Genomic DNA, 25,648 nt, shown 5'->3' with positions numbered 1-25,648 from the left:
GCTTGGGACGGAACGGGTCCGAAGTTCAAAGAAGTGGGGATCACAGCCGCGGGTTGAGTTTTGGCCCGTTCGTTGAGCCTCGAGTCTGATGGTCTTGACCTTGCCCGAAGGTGAAGGCCGACAGTGTGCAGGGCAACCAAACCAGCGATCTCCGTGCTCTTGGCTCGGCCGGAGACTGGACGAGGAGACCTTGTATGGAATCGCGCTGCGTCATTCTCGACATCGGCGGAGTCCTGGAGATCACACCCTCAACGGGGTGGATGCATCAATGGGACGATCGGCTCGGACTGCCGCCCGGGAGCGTGGACCAGCGACTGGACGATGTCTGGCAGGCCGGGGCCGTCGGGACGATCAGCGAGACGGAGGCGCAGGTGCAGGTCGGTGCCCGGCTCGGCCTTGATGCCATGGAGGTCGAGTCCTTCATGGCCGATCTGTGGACCGAGTATCTCGGGACGCCGAACACGGAGTTGATCGAATATGTCCGGGGGCTGCGGTCCCGCTGCCGACTGGGCATCCTCAGCAACAGCTTCGTGGGCGCCCGCGAGCTGGAGACAGCGATGTACCAGTTCGACGAACTGGTCGAGCAGATCATCTACTCCCACGAAATCGGCGTCTGCAAGCCCGACAAGCGGGCCTTCGAAATAACGTGTGCCCGCCTGGAAGTACGGGCGGCAGACTGTCTCTTCATCGACGACTACGACGTCAACATCGACGCCGCCCGTGCCGCAGGCATGCAGGCTCACCTCTTCGAGGGCAACGAGCAGACCATCGCCCGCATCGCAGCTCACCTGGACGGTGCGGCTTCACTCGGCAGCCCTCATGAGGGCATCAGCCAACCCGGGCCTGTTCGGCGCGTGCCCGCGTCTGAGCAAGACGGTAGGAATCGGCTCCGGTCTCAATGATGGCCGCGTCGAAGGTGAGCCGGTCGACGATCTCGCCTAGCTCGACCACCTCATCGCCCGCCGTACCGCCGCTGTCGACCTCGGCGTGCCTGCCTTCCCCGACATCGCCGGACGTCACGTCACCACCGAACCGGAGGCTGCTGCCCGGGTGCGTCCCAGGGCCCATAATGTCGGGGATTTCGGATCACGGAGGAGCTCATGAGTGCCATAGACGCCTACCAGCGCGCCGCGGGCCAGGCAGTAACACTATTACGGAAGCCCGAAGTTGCCGCGGCATGGGAACAGCCCAGCGCGTTGACCGAGATGACGGTCGGCGGCCTGGCCAGCCACCTTGCCTATCAGATCTTCAGTGTCAGCTTCGCCCTCGAAGAGCCCGAGTCCCAGGAGACGCCGATTCCGCTGCTCGAACATTACGCGCGAGCTGCCTGGATCGATGCACCGCTCGACGGGGAGGTCAACGCCGGCATTCGGGTCAAGAGCGAGGGCATCGCTTCCGAGGGGGCGCTGTCGTTGGCTGAGCGCGCTCGAACCGTTCTGGCTGAGCAGCAGACCAGACTTGTGAGGCGTTCAGGCAACCAAGTCGTGTTCATGCCACAGACAGGATGGGCGCTGACTCTCGACGATTTTCTCATCACGCGGATGTTGGAGCTCGCCGTCCACATGGACGACCTCGCTGTCAGCGTGGGAACTGCCTCACAAGAGCTCCCGGACGCCGCTTTCGACCCCGTGCTCGTGTTGCTAGCCCGACTCGCCGCCCGACGGCACGGCCAAGCTGCGTTGCTGAGAGCGTTGACCCGAGCCGAGCGAGCGCCCATGGCAATCAACGCTTTCTAACTCATCGAGCCCGGGCACAATTCCCATACCCACACACAGCAGTGATCATTTCGTAGTTCAGAGAAGGGCTCTTCACCGACGAGTTCATCGAAAGGAATCGGCGCGTACGGCAGCACTTGCTGAACGCCACCACTGGAGGGTCAACGGAGCCTCTCGCTGAGGCCATTCGAATGGCAAGCGCCACGTCCGCAGCGTTGGACCAGTATCTCCGGGCTGCGACCTCGCTCTTCATCAACAGACCAGAGGGCTTCACGCTGGCGCTCGACGAGGTCTGACTTCAGGGATGCACCAAGCGGGAACGCTGTGTTCCGGCGCTTGGCTCAGCCGCTGGCCAACTATCTGCGAGTCACACCCGTGAGCGGGCCGCTCTCCGGCTCGGGTGCTGTGCCTCTGCCGAGGCGTCGGAGTCGGCCGGCCCTCGATGGGCACATGCTCACTCCGTGGTGCGGGTGTTGGTGAAGCGGACGCCGGTGCCCCAGTTCTCCCGGGCGGTGGTCATGCACCAGTGGCACAGGGGCAGGCCTCCGCTGCCGTATCTGTGGGTGTTGCGCTGGCAGCCGGAGCAGGGTCCGACCATGCTGCTGGAACAGGTGAAGGTGGACGGGTCCGGTTCACTGATCGGCGGCGGGAAAGTACTGGTCATCAGGGACGTCTTCCAGGGGATGGGTGGGCGGATGGCAGTGGGTGAGACGGATGGCCGGGCCGGTCAGTGCAGGGCTGTGGCGAGGGCCGGTCGGGTGGGTAAGTCGAGGATGTCCAGGGCGGTGTCGGGCTGGCAATGGCTGCAGGCCCGCACTCCTGAGGCGAGGAGCCGGCGGGCTTCGTCCCGGCCGATCGGACGCCGTCGTTTGCCCGCGGCGTAGCAGCCGCCCATGTGGACTTCGGCGGGCGGCCGTCCGTCGCCGATGCCGAGTTCGACGCACCACTCCGGCTCCGCGGGCCGGGCCTGCCGTCCGTGCTGCTGCTCGGCTTCCCGCTGCTGAAGGGCGGCGATCTTGTCGTCGATGCGCTGCAGCCACATGGCATGCCAGGTCCTCAAGGCCAGCAGTCGTCCCAGGTCAGGGGGCAGGTCGTCCAGCATGGTCCGTCCCGGGGATCTTCGGCTGTGGGGGCTGCATCTCTCGCGTGTTCGAATATTAGTTCTATATGGTGAGTGTAGTGGAGGTGGGTGCCATGGCGGCGGAAGCGGTGTCGGGAGATCAGCGGGTGTCGAGTGTGATGCATGTGCGCTGCCCCGACCGGTTGCCGGAAGAGACGTACCGGCAGGTCCTGGAACTGCTCGCGGACCTGTCCCCGGTCGTCCAGGCTCTGCCCCCTACGGCGGCCCTGGTGGAGCTGAAGGGTGGCCTGCGCTACCACGGCACCGATGCCCGCCACCTCGGAGAGGTACTGCGCGTAAGGACCCTCTCCCGCCTCGGCATCGACGTGCGAGTGGGCGTCGGTCCGACGATCACGGTCGCGACCACCGCCTCCGGCCGAGTCGACGCCCCCGGCGGCGTCCTCGCCATCGACCCCGACCACGTCGCCGACTGGCTCGGTCCGCTGCCCGTCGAAGCCCTGCACGGCATCGGCCCGAAACAGGCGGCGGCGCTGCACGACTACGGCGTGCACTGCGTGGGACTGCTGGCCGCGGTCCCGCCGGCCACCGTGCAGCGCCTGCTCGGCGGCCGTGCCGGACGGGTGGCCGCCGACCGGGCCCGCGGCATCGACCCCCGCCCGGTCGCCCCGCGCGCCCTGCCCGCCACCACGAGCGTGCGCCACACCTTCGCCCAACACACCCTGGACGGCGCGCTGGTCCGCGCGGCCCTGCTCGACCTGGTCGTGCAGCTCGGACGCCAGCTGCGCCACCGCGGCCAGGTGGCCCGCGGCCTGACCCTGGTACTGCGGTTCGCCGGCGGGGCCTCGTGGGAGAAGACGCGCCGTCTGCCGGAGGCTTCGGCGCATGATGACGACCTGCGAACCCTGGCGTATCGCATCGTCGATGCTGCGGGCTTGCAGCGTGGCCGCCTGACTGGGCTGGTCCTCAAGGGCGAGGATCTGGTCGACGCCGACAAGGTTGCCCAGCAGATCAGCCTGGACCAGGCGCGGGAGGACCGTCTGGTCGCTGAGGCTGTAAGCGATCGGATCCGCGCGAAGTTCGGGCCCGGTGCGATCGGCCCGGCCGCCACGTTCCTGCGCGTCTCATGACCCGGCATCCGGCCCGCAGGTGGAGGTGAGAGGGATGCTGCTTGATCCGCCCGGCTGGCCGGGCTGTGCTCAAGGGCTGCCGCACTGGCCCTACCTCCAGGCCGTCGATCAGGCGCTCACCGGTCGCGGGATCCCGCCCGGCGCGGTCTGCATCGATCGGGCTGGCCGCGCGCACGGCGACACCATGTCCATGGACCTGGTCTGGGACGTCAGCCGCACCGCCGGTCCGGGAGGCCTGCGGTTCCACTGGGATGAGGACACTGGCTGGTCGTACGCCACGGTCCGCCTCCTCCGCGACAGCGCGCTCCCGCACCGCCCCCTGGCCCCGCTCCACCGCGTCTTCGCGATGCCGGAGGCGGTAGCGGAGATGGGGGAGAGCCTGGTGCGGTCCTGGCGTACACCCGCCGGCGAGTACGGCGCGGAGTGGGACCAGGCCCGCGAGGTGCGCGCAGCGATTGACGCGTTCCGGCAGTTGGTCCGTTAGCCGGCGCCGCTGACGTCCGTCTGCTCGCGGTGGTGTTTCAGGGCCTGCTTGTGTAGTTGCTGAGCGGATCTGTCAGCTGGTCCTGGCCGGGTGGCGTGGCCGCGATCCGCAGCGGCGCCGTTTCAGTCGTCAGCGGTTCGTCGCTTTGCGCTGCGAGGGCTGACCACCAGGCGGAGCCGTCTTCGATGGAGCGCAGGAGGATGCCTTCCCGGATGGCCCAGGGGCAGACCGTGGCGGTGTCGATTCCGGTCAGTTTCATGACGGTATGGCCGACGATTGCTCCGGCCAGGCTCTGGCCGGAGCGCGGCTCGGAGATCCCCGGGAGCTGCGCGCGTTCGGCGGCGGGCAGCGTCGCGAGGGTGTCGATGCAGCCGCCCAGGTCGGAGCACGTCACGTGGCGGGGGACGAAGGGGCCGTGGCGTCCGGGGGCGGCGCCGGCCAGTCGCGCCAGCTGCTGGATGGTGCGCGAGGTGGCCACTGCCGTGCGCGGGCCTTCCCAGCGGATCCGCGCGGCGACATCGCGCAGCTGGTGGCGGACCGTGCGGCGCAGCGCCTTCATGCTCCGCGCGTTGGGCGGGTCCTCGGATTTGAAGAATTCCCGGGTCAGCCGGTTCGCACCGAGCGGCAGCGAGGCCACGAAGTCCGGCAGCCGACCGCGCCCGAAGGCCACCTCCAGCGAGCCGCCGCCGATGTCGAAGAGCGCGAGCGGGCCTGCCTGCCAGCCCATCCAGCGCCGTGCTCCGAGGAAGGTCAGTTCGGCTTCCACCTCGCCCGGCAGGGTGCAGATCTGCACACCGGTCTCACTGCTGATGGTGCGCAGCACCTCCAGACGGTTCGGCGCGTTGCGCACCACGGCTGTGGCGAAGGCCAGTGGCGCTATGGCACCCCACTGCTGCGCCGTCCTGTCCGCCGCGGCGACTGCCTTGACCAGCTGTTTCACGGACTCGTCGGGGAGGTGTCCGTCTGCGGCGACCAGTTGCGAAAGACGCAGCTTCCACTTGGTGGTGTGCACGGGCAGCGGCACCCCGCCGTCCGCGTCCGCAATCACCAGCCGGACCGTGTTCGAGCCCACGTCCACCACGCTCATCCGCATGGCGTGAAGGTACCCGCCCAAGACACGGCCAGTCGATGAGCCCTCCCGGCCAGTGCCCCCGCACCCCGGTCCCGCGAAAGGCGAAACAGGTGCCGTACGTTCATGCCCGCCGCCCGGCGGCCAGTGCTGTTGCCAGCGGCTCCTGGAACTTCTTGGGCAGCGGTTCCTGCCGGGCCGTCGTGGCGACCACCGCTTCGGCCACCTCGCGCAGTTTGGTGTTGCTGTTCTGCGAGACCGCCACCAAAATCTCCCACGCCTCGTCGGGACTGCAGGAACAGGCCGTCATCAGAATGCCGCGCGCCATGTCGATGGTCGGACGGCTCTCCATGGCCCTTCTGAGCTGCTGGGCTTCCCTACGCCACAGCTCCACGCTCTCGCCCGCAGCAACGTCGGCATCATCGTCCAGGCGTGAGTGGAAGCCATGACAGGCACTGGCATTCACCGGAGCGCCTACGCCGGATCGGCCACGCGGGGGACCGGCGCGTCGGGGGGATCGCATAATCCACGCCTTCCCTTCTCCCGGCTGGCAACACCCCGCCCGGAGATGACCTCGGCGCAGGGCCTGTTTGCGTTTCCCAGCGCATGGCCCGCACCCCAGTCAGCCTGCTGCGTCACGCGCTCATTGGACGCTCCCAGCCCCTGAGATGGGCTGTCTGCCCGGCGTGCTATCACCACCGGGCACCGGCTTTACTGCCTGACGGTTTCGTGACAAATCGTCGCGGTATCTGGGTACGCGTACCGGCATGATCTCAGATGTAGAATGGACGACTTTCTTCCCCGCGGCTCTGTTGCTTGCCGCTACGCCTGGGGCAAATCAGTTACTGGCCTTGCGTAATGGTTTGCGTTACGGATGGGTGTCTGCCGTCAGTGCCTCATTGGGGCGCTTTACCGCGTTTGCGTTGATGGTGGTCGCGGTTGCGGCGGGTTTGGAGGCGGTCCTTACGGCATCCGAGCTCGCCTTCAATGTGATCAAGTGGTGCGGTGTTGTCTACCTGGTGTGGTTGGGGCTGAGGACTGTGCTCACCGCGGTGCGCCACGGCGGGGGCCAGCCGGATCAGAGGGCCGCCGGGCGCCCTGCGGAGGGCGACGGACGTCGGCACGACGGCCCGTCGGCGTGGCGTCTGGCGCGGCAGGAATTCGTGGTGGCAGCGTCGAATCCGAAGGCGCTCATTTTGTTCACGGTTTTTTTGCCGCAGTTCCTGACCCGCGACGCCGGGGGTGCAGCTATTCCTTTGCTGGCCCTCGGCGTTGCTTATATCGGTGTCGAGTTCTGTTGTGCTTTCGGTTATGCGGCGCTGGGGAGCCGTTTGAAGAGCATGGGGATCACCCGGCGGGCTCGGCGGCTGCTGGATGCGCTGACGGGGGCGGCGATGCTGGGCCTGGCCGGCTGGCTGGCAACCGAGCAGCACTGACAGGAGCGCCGTCAGCGGTTGCCGAGCGGGAGGATCGGGATGCCTTCCCGGCGGCAGTAGGCGGCAGGGCGCCGGACGGCCTGGTGCAGACCCGGACCGGCTGGAGCGTCATGGTCACCGGCCGGACCACCCGGATCACCGACCCGCTCGAAGTCGCCCGCTACCAGAAGCTCCTCATCCCCCGGATCGACATGGACATGGACCCCGTCGTCCGCATCTCAGCCGAGATTGTCACCGGCTACCGCCTCGAACACTGAGGAACGCTCCATCAGGCGTCTGCGGCAGCCGCATCAAGGCCGGGCGGTCGTACCCCGACCACGAGCCCGACCACGGCCGGGACGGTGCTGTCAGCCCTGAAATATCGGGGTTCTAGAGTTTCGTTTGTGACGAAAATGCGGCCCGAGGACGGGCAGGGCAAGCCAGGCCGGAGTACCGACCGTGAGACGCCGACCACCGGCGAGCGGCTGGTGGAGCGCACCTGCGCGTGGTGCGGTGAATCGGTCGCGTACAGCGCCCGGGGCCGGCCCCCGCGCTACTGCAGTGCTGTGCACCGGCGACGCGGCTGGGAGCTGCGCACGGCGCAGGAGCGGGCAGAGCGTCCCGTGGACGACGGGGGCAGGGACCGGGCACCGGTGCGGGAGGTCGTCCAGCGCACCGTGGTCCTCCAGGAGGCTGCCCAGGCCCGGCCGGCGCCTCGCCCGGCACAGCGGCTGAGCGGGCAGCCCTACACCCTGCCCGAGGATGCGGTGGAGTGGGTGGAGGCACTCGCGGCCCTGCGGCGCGACGTGACCAACCCGCGGATCTACCCTTTCCGTGAACAGGTCGCCCGGGCCTGCGAGCGGACCGCCCTGGCGCTGCGTGCTGGTGTCCCCGAACCGGGACAGCCGGAGTCTGGCGCCTCGTGATGTGGGGTGTCGTCCCGGCTCACCGGCCGGTGGTGGCCGGGACCCCGACCATGACCCCGACCATGACCCCGACCACGGCCGCGGGCATGCCCCGGCTTGCCCCATCCACGGCTGGTCAAGGGCTTGCCCAGAGGGCCGGGCAAGCCCCCGGCGGCGGTTCGCCCGACGGGGGCACGTTCCTCACTGACGGTGCACTCACGGCCCTGCTGAAGGGCTTCGATCACCTTGGCGACATCGGTTCTGGCGACTCCTGACCCGGGGTTGCTTCCCTGGTGGGCTCCACCGTTGCCTGGAGGGGTGCGCCCGCCGTTGCACCGAGAGGTGCACCGAGGGTTGCACCCCGGCCTCCCCGGAAGCACGGGTCGCGCCAGGTCACACAGTGTGGGCAAGAGGTCCTCGTACGCCGACACCTCTTCCTGCGCGGCAGCCGCAGGAGAGGGAAGCCGCCTCGCAGCCGCCGATGCCGCCGATCAGGGTCAGGGCCTGTGCCAGACGACCCGCCGGTCGGGGTCTTGTACGGGGCGCCATACGGGCGCGGCGGGCCCGTTGTGGAGCAGGTCGACCAGCGAGGCCGCCAGGATCGGCACGTCCTGCCGGAAGTCGGTCAGGGCCAGGTCTGCGGCGGCGGCCTGGAGAGCGACGATGCGGGTCTCCACGCCGGCGGGTCCGGTGCCGTCCAGGACGAACAGCAGCCCCGCGGGAAGAGCGGGTAGCGTTTTCGCCAGTCCTCCAGCGCCGGCTCCTGGTTGAAGGCCGGCCGACGGCGCCCCGGAATTGTGGGCACGTAGGCGTGCAGGCGCGCGTAGGCGGTGACCTTGGCGGCCAGCCGTTCGGGACCCATGGTGGCCCGGTCGACCTCCACGAACGCCCGCAGCATCGAACCCTCACCTCCCTCCGGGCCACGGCGGTAGTACAGGAGCGCGTCGGGTATGACGGCCTCGCCGTTCCCGATCGGGTGGTGGACCTCGGGGATCCAGTCCAGCGGCCGGCACACCTCGCCACGGCGCCGCGCGTCCTGCAGGAAGGCCAGCGCGGTCTCGGTCACCGTCAGCCCGTGCCCGGCCCGCAGCCGCACCGCAGTCCGGTCGGACACCTTCCTCGGCGGCCGCCGCCCCCGCAGCTCCGGCCACTCACCGGCGACCTGCACCCCGTACCCGGTCGGGAACCACACCCGCATCCGTCCGGCCTGCGGCAGGGTGATCCGGTCGACCAGTCCCTCATCGCGCAGTTTGGTCAGCCGCCGCCGTGTCTGCTCGATCCGCACCCTGGGGGCAAGGATCAGGTGCAGCTGCTCCGTGGTGGCCATCCGGTACTGGACCAGCACCGCCAGCGCCAGCCGGTCACCCGCGCCCGCGTCCACGTTCGTCATCACGGGTTCGCCCGCTTCCTGTCCGGTACAGCGCCGTTGTGGCGCCGCGCGTACCGGAAAGGCCAGCAGCCGGCCCCGACCACAGACCCGACCATCAAGGCCCGACCACGGTCACGATGCGACAACGCCTCCGTGGACCAGGCCGGTATCCCCGCCGACAACCCGGCCGACAACCGTCCGCACCCCCTGGCACACACCCCCGCGAACCCGCAGGTCACCACGCCCGCCCGGTCGTGGTCGGAAGGCCGACATCCCCTCTACGCCCCCGAGCCCCGCCCCACAGCAGGAAGAAAAAAGGAAGTGGGTGGGTGGGACAGGCCCCGGGCGGCGGGCGAGGGGATCGGGCGCCGCCGGTGTTGCTCGCGCGCGACGGCGGGGCCGCGCGCGACGCCCGGCGGACAAGCCGCCCCGGGACCGGTGAAGCCGGGAGTCGAAGCGAACAGCGCGCGGACGGCTGAGCAGACCGACCGCTTGACCGCTCCATCCTCAGGTCGTGCGCTCGCGCCGACAGCATGCCAGAGAGACGATGGAGACGTAAGACCAGCGTCCCCGAAGGAAGACCGTCATGGTGCGCCGATCACTTGCGGTGGCCGCGACGGCGCTGATCCTGCTGGCAACTGGCGGCCTAACGGGCTGCGGCTCCGACAGGAGCAACGCCGCCCCTCCGCCATCGCAATCACCCACACACGGCGCGGAAGAGGAGAAGGACGCCCGGTTCCTCACGATTGTCGAGCAACAGGGAGTTCTCTCGGCTAAGCCCGACATGAATCTGGTGAAGCTCGGCCACTTCGTCTGCCAAGACGACCTGGGAATACTGAAGGTCGATCCAGGTCTGGCAGCCGCTGAGCTCGTGTCGGAGGATCACTCGCTGAGCCAGGCTGAAGCCGAGATCGTGCAACAAGCCGCGATCAAGGTGTACTGCCCGGACATGGCCCCGTAGGACGTTGCCGCTACGATCGCGGCCCAGGTCGAGCTGTGCCAGCCACCAGGCTCTGCATGTTCATCCGCACCTTGATCAGCAGTTCAAGGACGGGCTATGAAGGGTTCGACGGACAGGGTGCCGTTGTCGTCCATGCATACGCGGTCGGCGAGTTGGGCGAGGACCTGCTCTGGGCTCAGGCCGGTGCGGGTGGCGATCGCGCGCAGCCGGCGGCTGGCGTCGGCAGGCAGCCACAGCTGCGCCTTCAGCTCATCGCGTGCGTCCTGCCGTTCCATCTGCCATGCGGCACGACGGGCGAGGGCGCCTTCCCACTGTGCGTCGCGTTCCCGTGCCCATGTACTGCCCTGGATGTCCCGCTCCGGGGAGTAGACGGGCCAGCCCTGAGCGTCCATCAGGGCGGTGATGCGGCGCCATTCGGTATGCCGCGCCACCCACTGCTCGGCGAGGTCCTCCGGGTCCCATTCGTACGGGCCACGATCACCGGGGGAGTCCAGCTGCTGCCGGGTCTCCCGCTCACGCCGCTCCGCTTCCGCGACCTTGTCCGCGACCTGCGCCACGCTCAAGCCTTCGCCCTGCCGCCGTACCGCAGCCCGGGCCACATCATCGGCACTCCACATCACGCACTCCAGTTCATGGGTGACGGCAGCCGGCGGGTTCAGCGAGAGGCCCGGCGGTGTTCTGGTGGATGGTTGTGGAGGCGGTGAGTGCGTGCGCGGCAGAGCGTAGGGCCCATTCCAGGACGTCGGGATGGTGGAGGGCGCCGGTTCCGTCGGGCGGGATGATCCATTCCAGATGGCCGGTCTCCCGGTAGGGCGGGGGAGCGGGAATCCAGCTGCCCTTCCCGACATGGCGGACCCCCGCTCCGACCCACTGGGCAGCGGGGCCCGGGGGCAGGAGGAAACCCACGCGGTGGGCCTTGCTGTGCCGCAGAGCGGGCCCGGGGAGGTGTAACGGGTCATGCCAGAGCATGTCGAGGGCAGACAGGCCGAGTTCTTCCGGGACGCTGAGGACATTCCAGTAGCGTCCTGCCTCCAGCAGAACGAACCCGGTCCCGTGTTCCCACTGCCGTTTGCACGCCCGGGGATCGGCGGCTGCCGCGGCGAGCCACTCGACACTGCGCATCCATGCTGGATTCCACATGTCCTGTCCTGAGCCTCGTCGGCTGCTGCTGGCCAGGCCTGGCCAGCAGCAGCGGCTGAGCTGGGCGGCATACGCACAGGTCAGCTCGCTCTGATCATGCTGGTCGATGCTCGAAGCCGACAGGAAGGGTGGCGCACCCTGGCGCTTTCCGTCAACAGCGATCAACCAGCAAGAGGCGATGAACGGCCCTGCACAAAGCAGGACCGCAGGCTGTGGCGCACTGGGCAGCGCGGAGTGCAGCGTGAGCGGTCGGTGCGACGGATCCGGGAGCAGCCGCCGGGCAGGAACGCCGGGTGTCAGGGGCGGATGTTCAGGACTATGGCCACGGTCGCAGCGATGATGGTGGCCGCGGCCACAACGACCAGCACCGTTCTCACCGCCCTCACCCGTCGAACTGTCCAGGACGCGGGGGTCGGCCCCGGCAAGACTCTCCAGGGCACGGGACGCTTGCCTGCTGTCGGCATCCGACGGGCTTGGTTGTCCGTCTCCCGCAGCTGCACGCACCATGCGCAGGTGTCCTGCGCATGGCCGGCACGCCGGGCGCCGGGACGCGGATCGGAACAGTCACCGAAGGCTCCCACGGCTGCTCAACGACCGACTCCCGGCAAACGGACGAAACCTCACCCGTTTGCCCCGGCCTCCCTGTTCAGCCCGGCCTATCGCAGGAGCCTGGCACGGCGTCGCCTCCCCAGAAGGAAGCACGTCCACCCGAGAACGACGTGATGTTGCCTGCCGTCTGCTGGTCACACGAGGTGATCAGCCGCCGATGGAGCCGTCAGCGTGACGTACGGCCGCAGCCGCAACCGAAGCGGCCCTCCCGGAGGTCTGGACCGGTAGTCCGCAAAACACCCGGTTGGGAGACAAAAGATGACCCCCTGGAGCAACGAGAACCTCAGTTCCCGCGCCTACACCGACCCCTACGCCGCTCCGGACCCCCATGACGACACCTGGCCGACGCCCGTCCAAGCCGGTGATGACCTGGACTATTTCCTGCCGCCGCCCAACCCGGCCGAACGCCTCGGCCGCGTCCTCGCCCCGCGCGATGAGCGGCGCCTTGCCCTGAACGTGGCCCTCACCGCCGCCGGTATCCCCCCGATGCCGGAAGACCGTGCGGTCATCGACCAGCTCAGCGCCCTACCTGCAGACGTCAACACCGTCCTCCAGCGCTGGCTGCACCACGCCCTGTGACCCGGGAAGAGCCGCACCCTTCAAGCGACCGCGGCCCCTCCGATGATCACGGTGGGGCTACCAGCGCATGCCGAGGGCGTCGAGGTCGGCGCGTCGTTCCGCGCTCACTTTCGCGGTGCGGACATATTCGGAGCACGCCGTTCGCGTCGGTCCGGGTCGATGTTGGCTGCCGGTCTGTCAGGACAACCGCCAGATGATGAAGTATCCGCGACTCGTTCTCCCCTGCAATTCGGCCCGGACCTGCGCGATGAGATCTATGGCATCGTCCGTCAGCTGGGCACGGGCTTCGGCTCGTGCGGGCCAGGCGCTCCATGGCGACCCGGGTTCGATACTGACGTCGTCGACCTCGCCTTCCGCCTCCGTCCAGGTCACCAGCTGTGGAAGCCGCGGGCCGTCCGTGGCGACAAGCCCCATGAGCTTGCCGCGCAGGGCCGCGTACCGCACGTGGATGGCGTCGGAGGCGTAGAGGTCGAGAAGGTTGTCGACGTCTGGGTTGATGTTCCATTCCTCGACTGACAAGTACGGCTTGGCGACTTCGTCCAGTTCGTCGAGCGCAGCGAGCATTCGCTCGGCCCACTTGATTAAGGCGAGATACGGCTCGGCTCGCTTGTCGCGGAGGTGATGACAGCGATGGGGGTCGGCGGGGCGCTCCAATAAATCAAACATTCAAATATCAACGGATGTGGACCGGCAGGAATTGCACTGGCACGAACACTCTGCTGGCTCCCGGCAGGTCAGTATCAAATCTGTCCTCCGCCTATGTGCGGCTCGGAGGGGCTTGACCTTGGAGTCGGCTTCGGGTGCGGCTCACTTCCGGCCCGGTGTGCACGATGCCGTGGACGCCGGACGGTGCGCACCGCACCGCGCACCGGTGCACTCAGCGTGAAGGGCCCAAGTGCAAGTGCAGGAGGGAGAGTTCTCCCCTCAGTGCAGAGCATCGCGCACGCATAAGGGGACGATGCGGGCGGTAGTGAGCGGCTACAGCGACGCCATTTGGGCTCTGGCAGCGATCACGGGGAGCCGTCACGGTCCGTGAAGGGGCCGTTCGGTGTCACCGAAGCTGAGCCCTTCCACCGAAGGTTGCTTCATCCTGAAGGCTCAGCAAGCGGACAAGGGAGACAGGGATGATCGCGAGGGTGGCCGTGTGGGAACCGATGCCGACGGATGACCGTGACTGGGTGCTGGATGCCGCTGCCACCGTGCCGGGTGTCCATGGCGCGTATCACCTCATCGATCCTGCGACTGGCAACGGGCTGTCTGTCGCCTTCTTTGAGGACGAAGCCGCGGCTCAAGCAGCCCGAGAAGCGATCGAGAAACGCGCCGAGGAGATCGGCTGGAACAACGCCCCGCACCCGGCGCCCGCCTCCCAGACGATCTACAACGTTATCCGGCACGGGTAGCCCGGCAACCGGAGCGTGCGCGCTCAACATGCGACGGCACATGCTCGACCTTGGATGGCACGGGACGGGAGCTGTTCGATTCCGGACCGTGAGCCCAGGCACGCCCCGCCGTGATGCGCCGGGTATGACGCTCCATCACATCTTGGTGGATCGGGCTGAACCGCCCCGTCGGCGTCGACCTCCAAGACATGAACCAAATCGGGTCCGTGCCGGCTCCGTCAACGCGGCACGGACCCGTGCCGAATCTACCCGGCCTCCAGTCGGGGCATCCGCGAAGTGCGCGAGTGTGGTGTCCCATGTGTGGTTGATGACAGCCACCCGGTTCGGCGGGACGCTCGGCAGAAAGCCGATGGGGGACCGGTCGTTGAGCGCGGCCGGTCTCGCGCCGTCAGGCGAGCATCACGCAGACTGCCCCGCACTCGCCAGCTCGCGAGTGCGGGGCATCCCCTCGGGTCGGTCGATGGGGCGGACTGGCCCGAGCGGCCAAAGCTGAGGAGAGCTAAGCGTTGTCCCGTAAATGATCTACGGCATGCCAACTGGCCTGCGGGTTTCTTCGTCACCCGGCGAGGGTGAGGTTGTGCAAGCGGGCGATGCCGAGCATGGCGTGGTGGACGCCGTCGCCTTTGAGGCGGCAGTCGCGGAGGATCTTCCAGGTCTTCATGCGGGCGAAGGCGTGCTCGACACGGGCGCGGACTTTGCGGTGGGAGGCGTTGTGTTCCTCTTTCCAGTCGGGGAGTTCGGCCTTGCCGCGTTCTCGGCGGTGCGGGATGACCAGGCCGGTGCCGCGGTAGCCGCCGTCCGCGATGACCATTGTCTTGCCGACGGCGGCCTTCACGCCGGACAATTCCCACGCCTTGCAGTCGTTGCGGTTGCCGGGCAACGGGCGGCCGACGGCGACGACGAGCCGGGTGTCGGCGTCGATGACGACCTGGTGGTTGGTGGAGTAGCGGTAGTTCTTCGACTGCTCGGCGACGGTGTGGTCGCGGGTGGGGATCAGGGTGCCGTCCACGATCAGCACGGCGTCCTTGCGGAACCGTCTTCGCGGCTGGAGGGCGAGCGCAGGTCCGAGGTGGTCGATGATGCGGTCGGCGGCCGACTTCGACACCCCGAACAGTGGCGCCAGTTGGCGCAGTGTGAGGTTGGTCCGCCAGTAGGCGGCGACCAGCAGCACCCGGTCCTCCAGCGGCAGGCTCCACGGCCTGCCCTTGCGCACCGGGTCGGCGCCCTCGCGCCGCAACGCTGTGATCAGCTTGCCGAACTGACGCGGGCTCAGCCCGGTGAACGGGGCTATCCAGGACGGCTCCGACGCCGTGATTACACCAGCCACACCAAGATCATCTCACCTATGACCAGCAGTTACGGGACAAGTCTTAGGAACCGTCCCTCGGCAGGCTCGTGCTCGAGGGATGCGGCTCGACCGGCATTTCACTATTGATGCCGCTGGCGACAAAGCTGCCGATCGCGATGACGGCCGCCGCAGCGGTCACTGCCCAGAGCAGCCGCTCCCCTTTGAGGGTCGGAACCGGTGCATCAGCAGCCGGCGCAGTCCACTGATAAACGACAGAGCCGATCACGATCGCGGCGTATGCCACCAAGACAGTGGACAGGCCGACCGTTACGTTCACAAGGGCCCCCAACGGGTCCGGAGGCCTGCTCGTCTCGACTCCACATCCAGCGGGCAGGCCCCACATCCTCCCGGGCCCACCTCGGACCCGGTTCCACCTCTTCGGGGGAGTTGCCTGGGTCCGGACAGGACAAGGCCCAACTCTCCTGAAAAGAGGCGGGCCCGAGACCCGCATACACCAAAATTCGGATCCCCGTTGGGCCATGAACTCCAAGATCGCCACGCTTAATGGCGGTTTAAGATTGCTTCACACCTCCATAGGTGTCGCACTCGGCGTTCAGCGACGATGGCCCGCACTCACTGGGACCGTGGGTGCGGGCCATCGTCCTGATGCGCACGACCGGTCAGTGCGGGGTGAAGGCGTCGACCGCCAGGGCGCCGTCGTCGTCCATGCGCACCCGGTCGGCGAGTTGGGCGAGGACCTGCTCGGGGCTGAAGCCGGTGCGGGCGGCGATCGTGCGCAGCCGACGGCTCGTGTCGGCGGGAAGCCACACCTGCGTCTTCAGCTCATCGCGTGCGTCCTGCCGCTCCATCTGCCACGCGGCACGACGCGCGAGGGCGCCTTCCCACTGCGTGTCGCGTTCCCGCGCCCACGTACTGCCCTGGATGTCCTGCTCCGGGCTGTAGATGGGCCAGTCCTGACCGTCCATCAGGGCGGTGATGCGGCGCCATTCGGTATGCCGCGCCACCCAATGCTCGGCGAGGTCCTCCGGGTCACCGGCGTACGGGCCACGGTGATGGCGGGGGAGTCCAGCTGCTGTCGGGTCTCCCGCTCACGCCGCTCAGCTTCCACGACCTTGTCCGCGACCTGCGTCACGCTCAGCCCCTCGCCCCTGCCGCCGGACCGCAGTCCGGGCGATATCGTCAGCACTCCACATCACGCGCTCCCCTCCCGCGCCGCCCACCCCAGACCAAGGCCGGCCAACTGCGCATGACGCTCCGCACTAGCGAGCGCCAACTGCGACAACGAGTACTGGCAGTACGCGGGGGACGGCAACGTCCACATCTACTACGACACCGACTGCCGTAGTCCGAACGTCAAGTACGGCGACGGAGACGACTTCAACTGGAGCGACGGACTGGGCCACTTCGCATGGTCCGACAACGACGCGGTCAGCTCGGTGATGAATACGGGCACGTACTCCGGCGGCTGGGACGTGGTGAAGTTCTACGTCGACGCCAACTACAGCGAGGCACAGGGGTACAGCTGCCTGAAGCGCAGCGAGATCTACGTGGACGACCTCAGCCGCAACGCCAGCACTACTGGGCACACGATGAACAACTCGATCAGTTCGCACAAGTGGGTGACGCGGAGCGCCTGCGCCAAGTTCATGAGCTGACGCGGGCTGCCGCAGGGGCCCGGCCGAGGGCCGGGCTCCTGCGGCGGGAGACGTTGCGCTTCAGGCGGCTGGTTGTGCGTGACGGTTGGCGGGCAGGGCAGCGGCCTTTCGGGGTATTTTACACCGGCTCGTGTGAGCTGTTCATGCGTGAGTCAGTACGGCGCTGTCCTGGTGCGATGGATGCCGGGTGCCGTACGGAAGACTTCGAGTCGTCCGAGGTCTGGGTCGATTCCCTGCCGCGGTCGGGCGGCGGGTGTTTCGTTTCTCCAGTACGACCAATCCGCTCAGTCGGGTGACCAGCCCGTCAGCTGCCACACGCGAGGGCCCAGGGCCCGCTATCAACAGCACATGATCAAGAGTCTTCTTCGGGGGCCTCACGGCTACCGCGCTCGTCGTCCTTCCGTTCGCCGCAGTCCCGCCCGCCCATGCCGCGGAGACCGTCCCCCTCATCACCGCCATCGACAATCTGCCCCTCGGTACCGAGTCCAGAGAGGGCTACCAGCGCACGTCCTTCAAGCACTGGAACGCCGGAGCCAACCCCACCGATGGATGCAACACGCGTGCGGAGGTGCTGATTTGGGAAGCGATCGAAGCACCGGAGATCGGCGCCGGTTGCCGCCTTACGGGCGGGCGCTGGTGGTCGTACTACGACGAGACGTGGGTGACCTCAGCGTCCGGCCTCGACGTCGACCACATGGTGCCCCTGGCTGAGGCCTGGGACAGCGGCGCCTCCGCCTGGACGCCGCAACGCAGGGAGGCGTACGCCAACGATCAGGACGCCCTGACGTCTCTGGTCGCCGTCACGGCGCGCTCCAACCGGGCCAAGGCCGACAGGGACCCGGCCGAATGGCTGCCGCCCGCTCCCAGCGACGAAGTGCGCTGCAGGTACGCCGTGGAGTGGGCCGGCACCAAGCTTCGGTGGAGCCTGGCCGCCGACGAAGCTGAACTGGCTGCCCTGCAGAACCTTGCCGTCGGCTGCTCCACCCAGACCGTGACGTATGAGCCGGCCATGGTTGCCCGAGCCCCGCCGTCTTCGGGCGGCGGAGCTTATCCATGTGCCGGGATCATCGCCTCGCTTTGTCTGCGGCCCGCCCGCAGAGGCCACCGGGGCCGTTGCCAGAGACGCGCGGTGCTGCGGGACGCAGCCGAGGTGTCCGGGCTGGGGATGCGAGTCATCGCGAGCAGCGACGTGGCAGGCTGGCGTCGTGGATGACCGGATGATCGGCTGTTTCGCCTCACCTTGCAGTCCGGCGGCAGACCGGTCAGCTGGTGAGCAAGCAGCCCACGGCTGAGAGCACGTTCAGCACGTGGGTCGGCCAGTTCACCGGCGTCACAGGCTCGCGAGTCACCCTCACGGACGACGAGGCGGACGCCGTGCTGGATTCCTGGTCGGATGCGCTCTCGGCCCCGGCCGCATCACCCTGCGGTCGGCCGGGGCGAGCGTGTGACGGTCAGCCGAGTGGGATCTTGGCGAAGGACTCCCACTCGTACATCTGGTGGTCGCGGTGGATCACGATGAGTTCCGCCGTAGAGATGCGAGCCGCGGCGGGGGCCGCGTCGAGCCCAGTCAGGACCTGGGCGATTGGCTCGGTCGGCCCGTCCCCGGCGCTGTAGGCGACAGAGACGTGCGGGGTGAAGCCTTCGGCTTTCTCCGGAGCCTCGCCGAGGACGTCGGCGATTGCCTCCCTGATCGCCCCCCGGACGGCGCGGACCGGCCCGTCCGGCTCGACGTGCAGCAGCACGGCTTCGGGGTCGAGGACCGCTGGCCCGACTTGGAGGTCGAAGGCCGGGATGGCGGCGAGGCGTACGCGGGCTCCGTCGGTGATCGCGTGCACGTCTGTTTGCTTGGCCTCCCCGACGAAGCCGATGCCTTGCATGGTCAGGTGCAGCCACTGGTCGGGGATCGGGGTCAGGGCGTCGCCGAGAGGGGCGAGTGCGGACCGGTACTCAGCGGCGAGCCGGTGCACGTCGTCCTGGCCCTCGAACGTCAGATGCCAGGTGTAGAAGCGGCGGCCCACGCTCCAACCAGGCCGCCACCACCAGTGGTTGCGCATGGTGTCGGGTTGAGAGGTCATAGCCCGAGATCAAATCAGGCGGGGCCTTCTCCTGGCGAGAGTGCAAGGTGCCGTGGTGCGGAGTGCAGGCGAAACTTTTCGATGGCTGCGCGCAGCCCGACTCTCCCTGCCGCTGGTGCACGATTGAAGTCGACGGGGAGTTCGCCCAGGCGCCGGGTGACTGGTTCCATGCGGTGGTCCGGCGGGAGTGCGAGCACCGGGGCGAGTGCCTCGAATGCGCCCTCTGCCTCGCCTGTGGCGAGGTGCGCTGCCGCCTTACTGATGTGGATCTGAGCCTCGGTGCCGTATGCCCGTACTGGCTGCGATTTCAACAGGACGAGGGCGTTGTCCGCCGCACGCAAGGCGTCGACCGGGCGGCCGATCCTCAACTGGACAGCCGCGACGTAGTTCTCCTGGCGTGCAGGCTGGCAGGCGAAGATGCCGCCAACGTCGTCCTCGCCGGCCATCGTCTCGCGGGCATCGTCAGCGCGCGCGAGCGCTCCAAGCGCTTCAGACTCCGCTCCGAGCTGGGACCATGCGTCAGCTTCCTGGCAGGCCAGCAGCACCCCGACCGTTCCGGTCGGGCGATACGCGGCGCCCCGGCGGGCGTAGTGGACGGCGTCCCGCAGGCGCCCGTCCCAGAACGCGACCTTGGAACGGGTGGACAACACCCAGGCACGCAGATCGTTGTGTCCGGCGAGTTCCGCGCACAGCCATGCCGTGCGGCCCTGCGTGTCCGCGTCCCGCAACTGGCCGAGGTCGGAGGACATCCACGTCAGCAGCCCGCACAAGTAGCCGGCAACGACGTACAGGTCGGCAGCTTGCCGCGGATGCTGGTGCCCTTCGAGGAGAGAGAAGACGCGGTCGCGCAGCTGGCGAGTTCGGACGAAGAGAGGCAGCGGGTCGGCGGTGAGGTAGTCGGAGGCCAGTGCGCGGGCGTCGGCCATGACCTGTTCGAGCGCGATGTCACCGACGTTGGATGCCTCAGCCCATTGCGCCCAGGTCGCGGACTCGTCTGCGGCGAGGCGGACCAGTTCGCTGCCGCTCGGCTCCGGAACCGCGGTGGCGGTGATCCGCGTGGCAGGTGTCGGCTCGGGAGATGAGGTCGTGCCGCTTAGTAGACGCAGGTCGGCATCCGGCAGTACCCGCCGGTCGTCCAGATCGAGTAGATCCTCCACGCGGCAGGCGAAGGCGTCCGCCATGGCGAGGAGGACAGAAGGCGTGGGCCGACGTGCGGAAGGGCCCGGCCACTTCTCCCATTTGGCGAGGAGGGAAGCGTCAGCAGCCACGGCTTCGCCGCGGTGCTGACTACTGACCTGGGTGATGCGGTCCGCCGCTTCCTGGAGCGTCCAACCGCGGGCGTGCCGCCACGCCTCCCGAGGGCGCATCCCGTAGCGCGTGCGCATCTCAATGGCGATGTCCGTGATCGTACATCCGGCGGCGGTCATGTCGTAGCGGAGGGCGTCCCGGTCAGCCTTGGAACCGGGCTTGGGACGAGGGGTCATGGGCGGGCTCCCTGCGCGGCGTTGTCGACTCACCGTAGCCGCGCAGTCGTCCAAGAGGATTACGGCTGCCAAGAATTCGCACAGTCAGGGGTCCAACGCGCTGCCCAAGAAAGGGCGTTGCACCTGGTGAACGCCGTACCCGCTGTCCAGAGAATTTGGTCACTGCTGCCCGTGACGAAACGTGCCGTTCTTGGAAGCGTAGGGGCACGAACAACGGCCACACCGGGCGACGGTCCCGGCGAACCCGGCGACCGGCTGCCATGGCCCCGGGAGTGGCGGACGCTGAGTAGGAGCGCCGACATGGCGAAAGCTACATCCCCGACGAGTGAGAGCGAACCCGGGGCCAAGATGACGATCAGGGTCTACGCCGTGAGCCGCGTGGGCCAGATCACCGAGGACCGCGGCACGCTCAGCGTCCTGGTCGGCCAGGAGCCGCTGCCGACGATGGGCATCTTCCCGCCCTGCGACTGCCCCCGGTACCGCGGACAGAGGCTCTCGCTGTGAATGCGACCCAGCGCGAGGTCGACGCCCAGCTCTATGTCGCGGCGATGCGGCAAGACGCCGCCGTGCTGCTCGACGAGGGCGCTCCGCTGATCCGCTACGAGGACCTGCAGGTGGCCGAGCACCGGAACCGCGTGAACCTGGCGTGGCTCCTGCGGGAGGTCGATGCGGCGATCGCCGGGCGGCCGGAGGACGACGTTCAGGCGAAGGTCGCGATGGCCGGTATGAGCGAGGCCCTGCGGCGCCTGGAGGAGATCGAGGCGGTCGGCCTGGCCGGCGAGGTTCGGCGGGTGCGGCGCCTGGCCCGCTCGGTCCTCTCCCTGTGCGACCACCACGGCACCCTCACTGGTCTGCGGATGTGCGCTGTCTGCGACAAGCCCATCACGGCCGATCAGGATTCGGCGCCGTACGACATGTTCCGCACGTCCAGCGGCGGCCCGACGAGCGACGCGCACGCACGCTGCATGCCCCCGCTCCCGGACTGACGCACAGCACTGTGCCCCTGTGTTGAGGGGCCCCAAGGCGGCGCATCCGGGTCAGGGCCGCACACAGACCCCGCCTCACCGCAGGTCCCGGAAGGACTGAAGCGAGGCGGAAACGCCCGCCCCGTCGGTGGTCCCGGAAGGACTCCGACGACGGGCCGGGCTTGCTCAACCCTCGGTGGACGTCCAGTGCAGCCGGCCGAGGATCTCAGCCAAACGATCGGAGGACCCGTGAAGACCAGCACGTTACGGACCGACGCGGTGCCGGCGCTCTCCCGCATCAGCGAGGAGGAGCTCGCGGCCGTTGTCGCCACTGTGCTCCGCGATCACGACGACCTGGAACGGAGCACCGCCGAGCGCATCGTCGAGGAGGCGCTGAAGTTCGTGGCCGCCTGCGCCGCGTTCCCAGGCGAGCGCTTGCGGCCGTCCCGCGCTGTCGACAAGGGCTGGCACGCCCTCATCCTGCACACGCACACGTACGAGCGCCTGTGTTCCCGCCTCGGCCGGTTCGTGCACCACATGCCGGACCCGCCCGCTTCCGCGGACGCGTCAGCGGAGGCACTGGAGCGGACACCCGAGGTGATGACCACCGCCGGGTACGAGCCGGACCGCACGCTGTGGCTCCAGCCCTCGGGAGCTGCCGAGTGCTGCGATTACTGCCCCTTCCCGAAGGACAAATAGCGGCACTAGGGCCTGTGCGGAGTTGTGATCAAGGCTGTGATCCGAGGTGTCGGATCCAGAGGAGGCCGGCGCATAATTCGAGTCCGGCCTGGTAGCTTTCAGGCTTTTTGTCGTAGCGGACAGCGAGACCGCGCCAGTCCTTGATCTTGTTGATGGTGCGTTCGACGCTGTTGCGGAGCTTGTACAGCTGCTTGTCCCAGGTGACGGGCCGTCCGCCGCGTGAGCCACGGTTCTTGCGGTGGGCGGCCTGATCCTTCTTCTCGGGGATGACCGCTTTGATCCCGCGTTTGCGCAGGTGAGAACGGTTCTGGCGGGACGAGTACGCCTTATCGCCCGCGACTGCGTCGGGCCGGGTGCGGGGCCGGCCGACCGGGCCGGGGACGCGGATCCTGTTCAGGACGGGGATGAACTGCGGACTGTCTCCGGCTTGCCCCGCAGTGATCTTGAGCGAGAGGGGCAGACACTGCGGCACACAGGACAGATGCGCTTTGGTGGTCAGTCCGCCGCGGGAACGTCCCAGGTCGGCGACGGCGAGCCGGGCCCTGCGGCGACGCCTCACGCGCCGTCGTTCTTCACGCTCCGGGTCCGGTTGCCCGTCTTGGCCGGCGCCCCTTTTTCCGCGGCGGCCTTCTCCAACGCGTCCAGGATCCCGGGCTCCACGATCATCCCGGCAGCATCATGATGGGCCCGGACCGTGGTCGAGTCCACGCTGACCAGCGACAAGTCCACCAGGCCCCGCTTCGCCGCCTCGGCGATGGCACCCTGGAACACCGCGGCGAACACCCCGGCATCCCGCCACTGCCGAAACCGGCCGTAAACGGTGGACCAGTGCCCGAACCGTTCGGGCAACTCCCGCCATTTCGCACCGTTCCTGAACCGCCACACGACGCCCTCGAAGTGCGCCCGCAGGTTCTCCGGGTACGGCCCGTACTCACCGACCGGCAGAAACGGGGAGATGAACTCCCAATCGGCATCCGAAAGTTGAGGTCGAGACACCCCACCGTTTTACTCCAAGGCCCCCGACTTTCCCAGGTCGGGGGCCCACGAGATCACAACTCCGCACAGGCCCTAGGGCGTACGCCCCCTCTCAACGCCTGCCCCGCTGGTGATCCCGGAAGGACTCCAGCGGGGCGGGTCTGTAAACCCGCCGTGCCGGGCCCGCCCCAAGCAGGCCGAACTTCCGGGCGGCACAACGATCACCACCCATCGAAGGGACAGCTATGAGCATTCCCACTCTTGCCGAAACGCGCCCGTCGCCCGCGACAGGCATCCTCTCCGTCGAATGCGAGCTCACCGCCCGCTGCCAGCTCCAGTGCTCGCACTGCTGCACGCTCTCCGGTCCGAAGGCCAGCACCGGCAGCATGACGCACGACGACTGGCTGAAGGTCACCCGCTCCATCGCCGGCCTTGGGATCCCGGCCATCCAGTTCATCGGCGGTGAGCCCACGCTGTACCCGAGGCTCATCGAGTTGATCGAGTGCTCCCGCTGGCACGGCCTGACCGTCGAGGTGTACTCGAACCTCGCGCACATCCGCGGCGCGTTGTGGGAGACCTTGGAGCAGGACGGCGTACGCTTAGCCACCAGCTACTACAGCGACGATCCCGCGCAGCACGACGAGATCACAGGCGTATCCGGCAGCTACGACCGCACCCGCGCCAACATCGTTGAAGCCCTGCGGAGGGGTATCCCGATGCGTGCCGGGATCGTGCGGGTCCTCGAAGGGCAGCGCGCCGAGGAGGCCGAGGCTGAGCTGCGGCAGTTGGGCGTTCAGCAGATCCAAGTCGACCGCGCGCGCAAGGTGGGACGCGCCGCGGACCAGGCGGTGAGTATCCTGAGCGTCAGTGAGCTGTGCGGGCACTGCTTCCACCAGCGCGTGGCCATCTCGCCGGACGGCGAGGTGTACGGCTGCATCCTGTCCCGCTTCCTGCCCACCGGAAACGTCAAGACCGAGCCCCTGGACGCAATCCTGGCCGGGCGCCGCTGGAGGGAGGCACGTACCGCTGTCCCGGTACGGGTCGGGCAGGGCTGCACGCCGGACGACTCCGATGACTGCGACCCCTCCAAGACCCCGGCATGCAACCCTGCATACGACCTCGCTCCGCCGCCCGCCCTGGGAGTCTCCGAGTGAACTGGACCGCCCACGCCGCACACCTCGCCGACACGGTCACGCACTCGGGCTCACGATGGGTCGGCCCGGTGGCCAGCATCCCGCGGCACGAGTTCGTGCCGCGATGGTGGCACCGCGGCACCGAGGGCTGGACCCTCAACGCGGGAGAGGACGACCATCACCGATGGCTCGACACCGCGTACAGCGACCGCTCACTCATCACCAGCGTTGGCCCTCTTCACGCCGACCACGCCGCGCAGAATGACCACCCCGTCGGCCTGCCGACATCGTCGAGCACGCTGCCGAGTCTGCTCGTGCGCATGTTCCAGCACGCCCGCCTCGGCGCCCTCGACGAGCTGCTCGACGTCGGCACCGGCTCCGGCTACGGGACCGCCCTCGCCTGCCACCGCCTCGGCGACCTCCAGGTCACCAGCATCGATGTCGACCCGTACCTCGTCGACACCGCCCGCGAGCGCTTGGAGCACATCAAACTGTGCCCCAACCTCGTCACGCTGGACGCCACCGGCGAACTGCCCGGCGCCTACGACCGCATCGTGGCCACCGTCGGCGTCCGGCCCGTGCCCGCCGGCTGGCTCGCCGCCCTCAAGCCCTGCGGCCGGTTGGTCACGACGATCGGAGGCACATCGCTCATCGTCACGGCCGAGAAGCAGCAGGACGGCAGCGCCGTCGGTCGAGTCGAGTGGGACCGCGCCGGCTTCATGCGCACCCGGCACGGCGCCGACTACCCGCCGGGTCCATGGGAGATTCTCGCCGCGGCGCGGGAGCAGGACGGGGAGGATGTCACCACCGGCCCCTACCCGGTCGTCGACGTCGAGCAGGCGTGGGACCTGGCCTCGATGCTCGACATCACGGTGCCAGGGATCCTGTACGGCTACGCGGAAGACGCCGGGCTGCGCACGGCGTGGCTCGCGCACCCGGACGGCTCCTGGGCCCGCGCCACCGCCGTGGGCTCCGACCCGCCTACGGTTCACCAGCGGGGGAGCCGTCGCCTGTGGGACACCCTCGACGAGATCCGCGCTTACTGGCTCCAGCACGGCGAACTGCCTGTGCGCGGAGCCAGCGTACTGATCACGCCGGACGGCAGAACGAGACTCGCTCGCGGTGCGTGGAGGGCAGAGCTATAAGCACTTCACACACTGCGTGGGTCCAGCGCAGCCGCGCGCTACAGGCCCTGGCGCCTGGAGGTTCAGAAGGCTCCCTGTGTGGTGAGGCCCTCTGCTGTGCCCGCGGGGAGAGCCGGAGAGCGACTGCCGTCTCGCTAACTTCTCACGAACGGTCCGACATCGAGTTTCCGTCCCGCCTCTGACCTGCCCACTATCGGCACCTTCATCGCGTGCCCCCTGTCTGTTGGGCGTGCGTGAGCAGTTGCTGCACGCCCGACACTGGCCGCGCAGGCTCCGGCCCGGGGGCCGCCGGGCGGGGGCCCGACGGTGACTGTGCGGGTTGCCGGTGTGGCGGACGGGCGGCGGAGGCCTTCG

Annotated in this window: 30 protein-coding genes and 4 pseudogenes; 17 read left to right on the top strand and 17 right to left on the bottom strand. The window is 68.4% G+C overall.

Features of this window, described 5'->3' with window-relative positions; genetic code table 11:
- Nucleotides 1-194: 194 nt before the first annotated feature.
- Nucleotides 195-794 (top strand): annotated as a pseudogene (locus QF035_RS00595) (HAD family hydrolase); the annotation flags it as partial.
- A 34-nt stretch (nucleotides 795-828) separates the two neighbouring features.
- On the opposite strand, the pseudogene QF035_RS56180 reads toward QF035_RS00595, so the two are convergent.
- A pseudogene (locus QF035_RS56180) lies at nucleotides 829-933 on the bottom strand (IS21-like element helper ATPase IstB); the annotation flags it as partial.
- A 167-nt stretch (nucleotides 934-1,100) separates the two neighbouring features.
- Here QF035_RS56180 and QF035_RS00590 point away from each other — a divergent pair.
- Nucleotides 1,101-1,736, top strand: a complete 636-nt coding sequence (locus QF035_RS00590; RefSeq protein ID WP_307517407.1) for a maleylpyruvate isomerase N-terminal domain-containing protein — start codon at nucleotides 1,101-1,103, stop codon at nucleotides 1,734-1,736.
- A gap of 433 nt (nucleotides 1,737-2,169) precedes the next feature.
- Here QF035_RS00590 and QF035_RS00585 read toward each other — a convergent pair whose 3' ends face one another.
- The gene (locus QF035_RS00585) at nucleotides 2,170-2,379 is read right to left on the bottom strand and encodes a hypothetical protein (protein ID WP_307517405.1); all 210 of its coding nucleotides are present in this window, start codon (nucleotides 2,377-2,379) and stop codon (nucleotides 2,170-2,172) included.
- Between the two features lie 63 nt (nucleotides 2,380-2,442).
- On the bottom strand, nucleotides 2,443-2,817 hold the full coding sequence (locus QF035_RS00580) for a DUF6233 domain-containing protein (RefSeq protein WP_307517404.1): 375 nt from the start codon (nucleotides 2,815-2,817) through the stop codon (nucleotides 2,443-2,445).
- Nucleotides 2,818-2,909: 92 nt separating this feature from the next.
- Between QF035_RS00580 and QF035_RS00575 the strand changes: the two genes are divergently transcribed.
- Nucleotides 2,910-3,923, top strand: coding sequence for a DNA polymerase Y family protein (locus QF035_RS00575; protein WP_307517403.1), 1,014 nt, complete (start codon nucleotides 2,910-2,912; stop codon nucleotides 3,921-3,923).
- Nucleotides 3,924-3,957: 34 nt separating this feature from the next.
- Nucleotides 3,958-4,407: a DUF6292 family protein gene (locus QF035_RS00570; protein WP_307517402.1), complete on the top strand. Its 450-nt coding sequence runs from the start codon at nucleotides 3,958-3,960 to the stop codon at nucleotides 4,405-4,407.
- Between the two features lie 37 nt (nucleotides 4,408-4,444).
- Here QF035_RS00570 and QF035_RS00565 read toward each other — a convergent pair whose 3' ends face one another.
- A complete protein-coding gene (locus QF035_RS00565) occupies nucleotides 4,445-5,500 on the bottom strand; it encodes a Ppx/GppA phosphatase family protein (protein WP_307517401.1) in 1,056 nt (351 codons plus the stop codon).
- A gap of 100 nt (nucleotides 5,501-5,600) precedes the next feature.
- Nucleotides 5,601-5,828 carry an ANTAR domain-containing protein gene (locus QF035_RS55545; protein ID WP_373466589.1) on the bottom strand — a complete coding sequence of 76 codons (228 nt, stop codon included), beginning with the start codon at nucleotides 5,826-5,828 and terminating at the stop codon, nucleotides 5,601-5,603.
- A 415-nt stretch (nucleotides 5,829-6,243) separates the two neighbouring features.
- Here QF035_RS55545 and QF035_RS00555 point away from each other — a divergent pair, with 415 nt between their 5' ends.
- The 3 genes from QF035_RS00555 to QF035_RS00545 all read left to right on the top strand — a co-directional run bounded on the left by QF035_RS00555 (nucleotide 6,244) and on the right by QF035_RS00545 (nucleotide 7,817).
- The gene (locus QF035_RS00555) at nucleotides 6,244-6,912 is read left to right on the top strand and encodes a LysE family translocator (protein WP_307517398.1); all 669 of its coding nucleotides are present in this window, start codon (nucleotides 6,244-6,246) and stop codon (nucleotides 6,910-6,912) included.
- 83 nt (nucleotides 6,913-6,995) lie between these two features.
- Nucleotides 6,996-7,169 (top strand): hypothetical protein, encoded by a 174-nt coding sequence (locus QF035_RS00550; RefSeq protein WP_307517396.1) that lies wholly within the window; start codon nucleotides 6,996-6,998, stop codon nucleotides 7,167-7,169.
- Nucleotides 7,170-7,295: 126 nt separating this feature from the next.
- Entirely contained in the window at nucleotides 7,296-7,817 is a 522-nt protein-coding gene (locus QF035_RS00545; RefSeq protein ID WP_307517395.1) for a hypothetical protein, read from the top strand.
- 476 nt (nucleotides 7,818-8,293) lie between these two features.
- On the opposite strand, the gene QF035_RS00540 is transcribed toward QF035_RS00545, so the two are convergent.
- The gene (locus QF035_RS00540) at nucleotides 8,294-8,473 is read right to left on the bottom strand and encodes a hypothetical protein (protein ID WP_307517394.1); all 180 of its coding nucleotides are present in this window, start codon (nucleotides 8,471-8,473) and stop codon (nucleotides 8,294-8,296) included.
- On the bottom strand, nucleotides 8,422-9,186 hold the full coding sequence (locus QF035_RS00535) for a replication-relaxation family protein (RefSeq protein ID WP_307530815.1): 765 nt from the start codon (nucleotides 9,184-9,186) through the stop codon (nucleotides 8,422-8,424). Before QF035_RS00535 ends, QF035_RS00540 begins: the two co-directional genes overlap by 52 nt.
- Nucleotides 9,187-9,751: 565 nt before the next feature.
- Between QF035_RS00535 and QF035_RS00530 the strand changes: the two genes are divergently transcribed.
- The gene (locus QF035_RS00530; RefSeq protein ID WP_307517393.1) at nucleotides 9,752-10,126 is read left to right on the top strand and encodes a DUF732 domain-containing protein; all 375 of its coding nucleotides are present in this window, start codon (nucleotides 9,752-9,754) and stop codon (nucleotides 10,124-10,126) included.
- Between the two features lie 83 nt (nucleotides 10,127-10,209).
- Here QF035_RS00530 and QF035_RS00525 read toward each other — a convergent pair whose 3' ends face one another.
- Together QF035_RS00525 and QF035_RS00520 are read right to left on the bottom strand one after the other, a co-directional pair.
- Complete coding sequence (locus QF035_RS00525; protein ID WP_307530813.1) at nucleotides 10,210-10,683, bottom strand: hypothetical protein; 474 nt, start codon at nucleotides 10,681-10,683, stop codon at nucleotides 10,210-10,212.
- A 73-nt stretch (nucleotides 10,684-10,756) separates the two neighbouring features.
- A complete protein-coding gene (locus tag QF035_RS00520) occupies nucleotides 10,757-11,266 on the bottom strand; it encodes a hypothetical protein (protein WP_307517392.1) in 510 nt (169 codons plus the stop codon).
- Between the two features lie 867 nt (nucleotides 11,267-12,133).
- Between QF035_RS00520 and QF035_RS00515 the strand changes: the two genes are divergently transcribed.
- A complete protein-coding gene (locus QF035_RS00515) occupies nucleotides 12,134-12,454 on the top strand; it encodes a hypothetical protein (RefSeq protein ID WP_307517391.1) in 321 nt (106 codons plus the stop codon).
- Nucleotides 12,455-12,631: 177 nt separating this feature from the next.
- Here the strand turns inward: QF035_RS00515 and QF035_RS00510 are convergent, their stop codons facing one another.
- Nucleotides 12,632-13,120 carry a hypothetical protein gene (locus QF035_RS00510; protein ID WP_307517390.1) on the bottom strand — a complete coding sequence of 163 codons (489 nt, stop codon included), beginning with the start codon at nucleotides 13,118-13,120 and terminating at the stop codon, nucleotides 12,632-12,634.
- Nucleotides 13,121-13,578: 458 nt separating this feature from the next.
- Between QF035_RS00510 and QF035_RS00505 the strand changes: the two genes are divergently transcribed.
- Complete coding sequence (locus QF035_RS00505) at nucleotides 13,579-13,854, top strand: hypothetical protein (protein WP_307517389.1); 276 nt, start codon at nucleotides 13,579-13,581, stop codon at nucleotides 13,852-13,854.
- 556 nt (nucleotides 13,855-14,410) lie between these two features.
- Here QF035_RS00505 and QF035_RS00500 read toward each other — a convergent pair.
- From QF035_RS00500 to QF035_RS00485, 4 genes are all read right to left on the bottom strand, one after another.
- Entirely contained in the window at nucleotides 14,411-15,181 is a 771-nt protein-coding gene (locus QF035_RS00500) for a transposase (protein WP_307517388.1), read from the bottom strand.
- A 43-nt stretch (nucleotides 15,182-15,224) separates the two neighbouring features.
- On the bottom strand, nucleotides 15,225-15,446 hold the full coding sequence (locus QF035_RS00495; protein WP_307517387.1) for a hypothetical protein: 222 nt from the start codon (nucleotides 15,444-15,446) through the stop codon (nucleotides 15,225-15,227).
- A gap of 376 nt (nucleotides 15,447-15,822) precedes the next feature.
- Nucleotides 15,823-16,128, bottom strand: a complete 306-nt coding sequence (locus QF035_RS00490) for a hypothetical protein (RefSeq protein ID WP_307517386.1) — start codon at nucleotides 16,126-16,128, stop codon at nucleotides 15,823-15,825.
- Nucleotides 16,128-16,349, bottom strand: a complete 222-nt coding sequence (locus QF035_RS00485) for a hypothetical protein (protein ID WP_307517385.1) — start codon at nucleotides 16,347-16,349, stop codon at nucleotides 16,128-16,130. The genes QF035_RS00490 and QF035_RS00485 overlap by 1 nt, the downstream gene beginning before the upstream one ends.
- A 253-nt stretch (nucleotides 16,350-16,602) precedes the next feature.
- Here QF035_RS00485 and QF035_RS00480 point away from each other — a divergent pair, with 253 nt between their 5' ends.
- Together QF035_RS00480 and QF035_RS00475 are read left to right on the top strand one after the other, a co-directional pair.
- On the top strand, nucleotides 16,603-16,818 hold the full coding sequence (locus tag QF035_RS00480) for a hypothetical protein (RefSeq protein WP_307517384.1): 216 nt from the start codon (nucleotides 16,603-16,605) through the stop codon (nucleotides 16,816-16,818).
- Nucleotides 16,819-17,166: 348 nt separating this feature from the next.
- Nucleotides 17,167-17,827, top strand: a pseudogene (locus tag QF035_RS00475) (HNH endonuclease family protein); the annotation flags it as partial.
- Nucleotides 17,828-18,269: 442 nt separating this feature from the next.
- Here QF035_RS00475 and QF035_RS00470 read toward each other — a convergent pair.
- Both QF035_RS00470 and QF035_RS00465 read right to left on the bottom strand, forming a co-directional pair.
- Nucleotides 18,270-18,893 carry a 2'-5' RNA ligase family protein gene (locus QF035_RS00470; RefSeq protein ID WP_307517383.1) on the bottom strand — a complete coding sequence of 208 codons (624 nt, stop codon included), beginning with the start codon at nucleotides 18,891-18,893 and terminating at the stop codon, nucleotides 18,270-18,272.
- A 14-nt stretch (nucleotides 18,894-18,907) separates the two neighbouring features.
- Nucleotides 18,908-20,377: a helix-turn-helix domain-containing protein gene (locus tag QF035_RS00465; protein WP_307517382.1), complete on the bottom strand. Its 1,470-nt coding sequence runs from the start codon at nucleotides 20,375-20,377 to the stop codon at nucleotides 18,908-18,910.
- A 300-nt stretch (nucleotides 20,378-20,677) separates the two neighbouring features.
- Here QF035_RS00465 and QF035_RS00460 point away from each other — a divergent pair, with 300 nt between their 5' ends.
- From QF035_RS00460 to QF035_RS00450, 3 genes are all read left to right on the top strand, one after another.
- Entirely contained in the window at nucleotides 20,678-20,881 is a 204-nt protein-coding gene (locus QF035_RS00460; protein WP_307517381.1) for a hypothetical protein, read from the top strand.
- Nucleotides 20,878-21,363, top strand: coding sequence for a DUF6415 family natural product biosynthesis protein (locus QF035_RS00455; RefSeq protein WP_307517380.1), 486 nt, complete (start codon nucleotides 20,878-20,880; stop codon nucleotides 21,361-21,363). The genes QF035_RS00460 and QF035_RS00455 overlap by 4 nt, the downstream gene beginning before the upstream one ends.
- A gap of 228 nt (nucleotides 21,364-21,591) precedes the next feature.
- A complete protein-coding gene (locus QF035_RS00450) occupies nucleotides 21,592-22,041 on the top strand; it encodes a glycine-rich domain-containing protein (RefSeq protein WP_307517379.1) in 450 nt (149 codons plus the stop codon).
- Nucleotides 22,042-22,069: 28 nt separating this feature from the next.
- Here the strand turns inward: QF035_RS00450 and QF035_RS00445 are convergent.
- Nucleotides 22,070-23,037, bottom strand: a pseudogene (locus QF035_RS00445) (IS5 family transposase).
- 224 nt (nucleotides 23,038-23,261) lie between these two features.
- Between QF035_RS00445 and QF035_RS00440 the strand changes: the two are divergent.
- On the top strand, nucleotides 23,262-24,170 hold the full coding sequence (locus QF035_RS00440; protein ID WP_307517378.1) for a radical SAM protein: 909 nt from the start codon (nucleotides 23,262-23,264) through the stop codon (nucleotides 24,168-24,170).
- A complete protein-coding gene (locus tag QF035_RS00435) occupies nucleotides 24,167-25,294 on the top strand; it encodes a methyltransferase domain-containing protein (protein ID WP_307517377.1) in 1,128 nt (375 codons plus the stop codon). The genes QF035_RS00440 and QF035_RS00435 overlap by 4 nt, the downstream gene beginning before the upstream one ends.
- The last annotated feature ends 354 nt before the right edge of the window (nucleotides 25,295-25,648 follow it).

This window comes from Streptomyces umbrinus, from assembly GCF_030817415.1.
GTDB classification, from domain to species: domain Bacteria; phylum Actinomycetota; class Actinomycetes; order Streptomycetales; family Streptomycetaceae; genus Streptomyces; species Streptomyces umbrinus_A.
This window is presented reverse-complemented; position numbering and strand designations above follow the sequence as displayed.

What these genes read in the sequence shown, in the direction of transcription:
- QF035_RS00590 (WP_307517407.1), top strand. Translation starts at nt 1,101, where the DNA reads ATGAGTGCCATAGACGCCTACCAGCGCGCCGCGGGCCAGGCAGTAACA.
- QF035_RS00585 (WP_307517405.1), bottom strand. Translation starts at nt 2,379, where the DNA reads ATGACCAGTACTTTCCCGCCGCCGATCAGTGAACCGGACCCGTCCACC.
- QF035_RS00580 (WP_307517404.1), bottom strand. Translation starts at nt 2,817, where the DNA reads ATGCTGGACGACCTGCCCCCTGACCTGGGACGACTGCTGGCCTTGAGG.
- QF035_RS00575 (WP_307517403.1), top strand. Translation starts at nt 2,910, where the DNA reads ATGGCGGCGGAAGCGGTGTCGGGAGATCAGCGGGTGTCGAGTGTGATG.
- QF035_RS00570 (WP_307517402.1), top strand. Translation starts at nt 3,958, where the DNA reads ATGCTGCTTGATCCGCCCGGCTGGCCGGGCTGTGCTCAAGGGCTGCCG.
- QF035_RS00565 (WP_307517401.1), bottom strand. Translation starts at nt 5,500, where the DNA reads ATGCGGATGAGCGTGGTGGACGTGGGCTCGAACACGGTCCGGCTGGTG.
- QF035_RS55545 (WP_373466589.1), bottom strand. Translation starts at nt 5,828, where the DNA reads ATGGAGAGCCGTCCGACCATCGACATGGCGCGCGGCATTCTGATGACG.
- QF035_RS00555 (WP_307517398.1), top strand. Translation starts at nt 6,244, where the DNA reads ATGATCTCAGATGTAGAATGGACGACTTTCTTCCCCGCGGCTCTGTTG.
- QF035_RS00535 (WP_307530815.1), bottom strand. Translation starts at nt 9,186, where the DNA reads ATGACGAACGTGGACGCGGGCGCGGGTGACCGGCTGGCGCTGGCGGTG.
- QF035_RS00530 (WP_307517393.1), top strand. Translation starts at nt 9,752, where the DNA reads ATGGTGCGCCGATCACTTGCGGTGGCCGCGACGGCGCTGATCCTGCTG.
- QF035_RS00520 (WP_307517392.1), bottom strand. Translation starts at nt 11,266, where the DNA reads ATGTGGAATCCAGCATGGATGCGCAGTGTCGAGTGGCTCGCCGCGGCA.
- QF035_RS00515 (WP_307517391.1), top strand. Translation starts at nt 12,134, where the DNA reads ATGACCCCCTGGAGCAACGAGAACCTCAGTTCCCGCGCCTACACCGAC.
- QF035_RS00510 (WP_307517390.1), bottom strand. Translation starts at nt 13,120, where the DNA reads ATGTTTGATTTATTGGAGCGCCCCGCCGACCCCCATCGCTGTCATCAC.
- QF035_RS00505 (WP_307517389.1), top strand. Translation starts at nt 13,579, where the DNA reads ATGATCGCGAGGGTGGCCGTGTGGGAACCGATGCCGACGGATGACCGT.
- QF035_RS00490 (WP_307517386.1), bottom strand. Translation starts at nt 16,128, where the DNA reads ATGGACGGTCAGGACTGGCCCATCTACAGCCCGGAGCAGGACATCCAG.
- QF035_RS00480 (WP_307517384.1), top strand. Translation starts at nt 16,603, where the DNA reads ATGAATACGGGCACGTACTCCGGCGGCTGGGACGTGGTGAAGTTCTAC.
- QF035_RS00470 (WP_307517383.1), bottom strand. Translation starts at nt 18,893, where the DNA reads ATGACCTCTCAACCCGACACCATGCGCAACCACTGGTGGTGGCGGCCT.
- QF035_RS00465 (WP_307517382.1), bottom strand. Translation starts at nt 20,377, where the DNA reads ATGACCCCTCGTCCCAAGCCCGGTTCCAAGGCTGACCGGGACGCCCTC.
- QF035_RS00460 (WP_307517381.1), top strand. Translation starts at nt 20,678, where the DNA reads ATGGCGAAAGCTACATCCCCGACGAGTGAGAGCGAACCCGGGGCCAAG.
- QF035_RS00440 (WP_307517378.1), top strand. Translation starts at nt 23,262, where the DNA reads ATGAGCATTCCCACTCTTGCCGAAACGCGCCCGTCGCCCGCGACAGGC.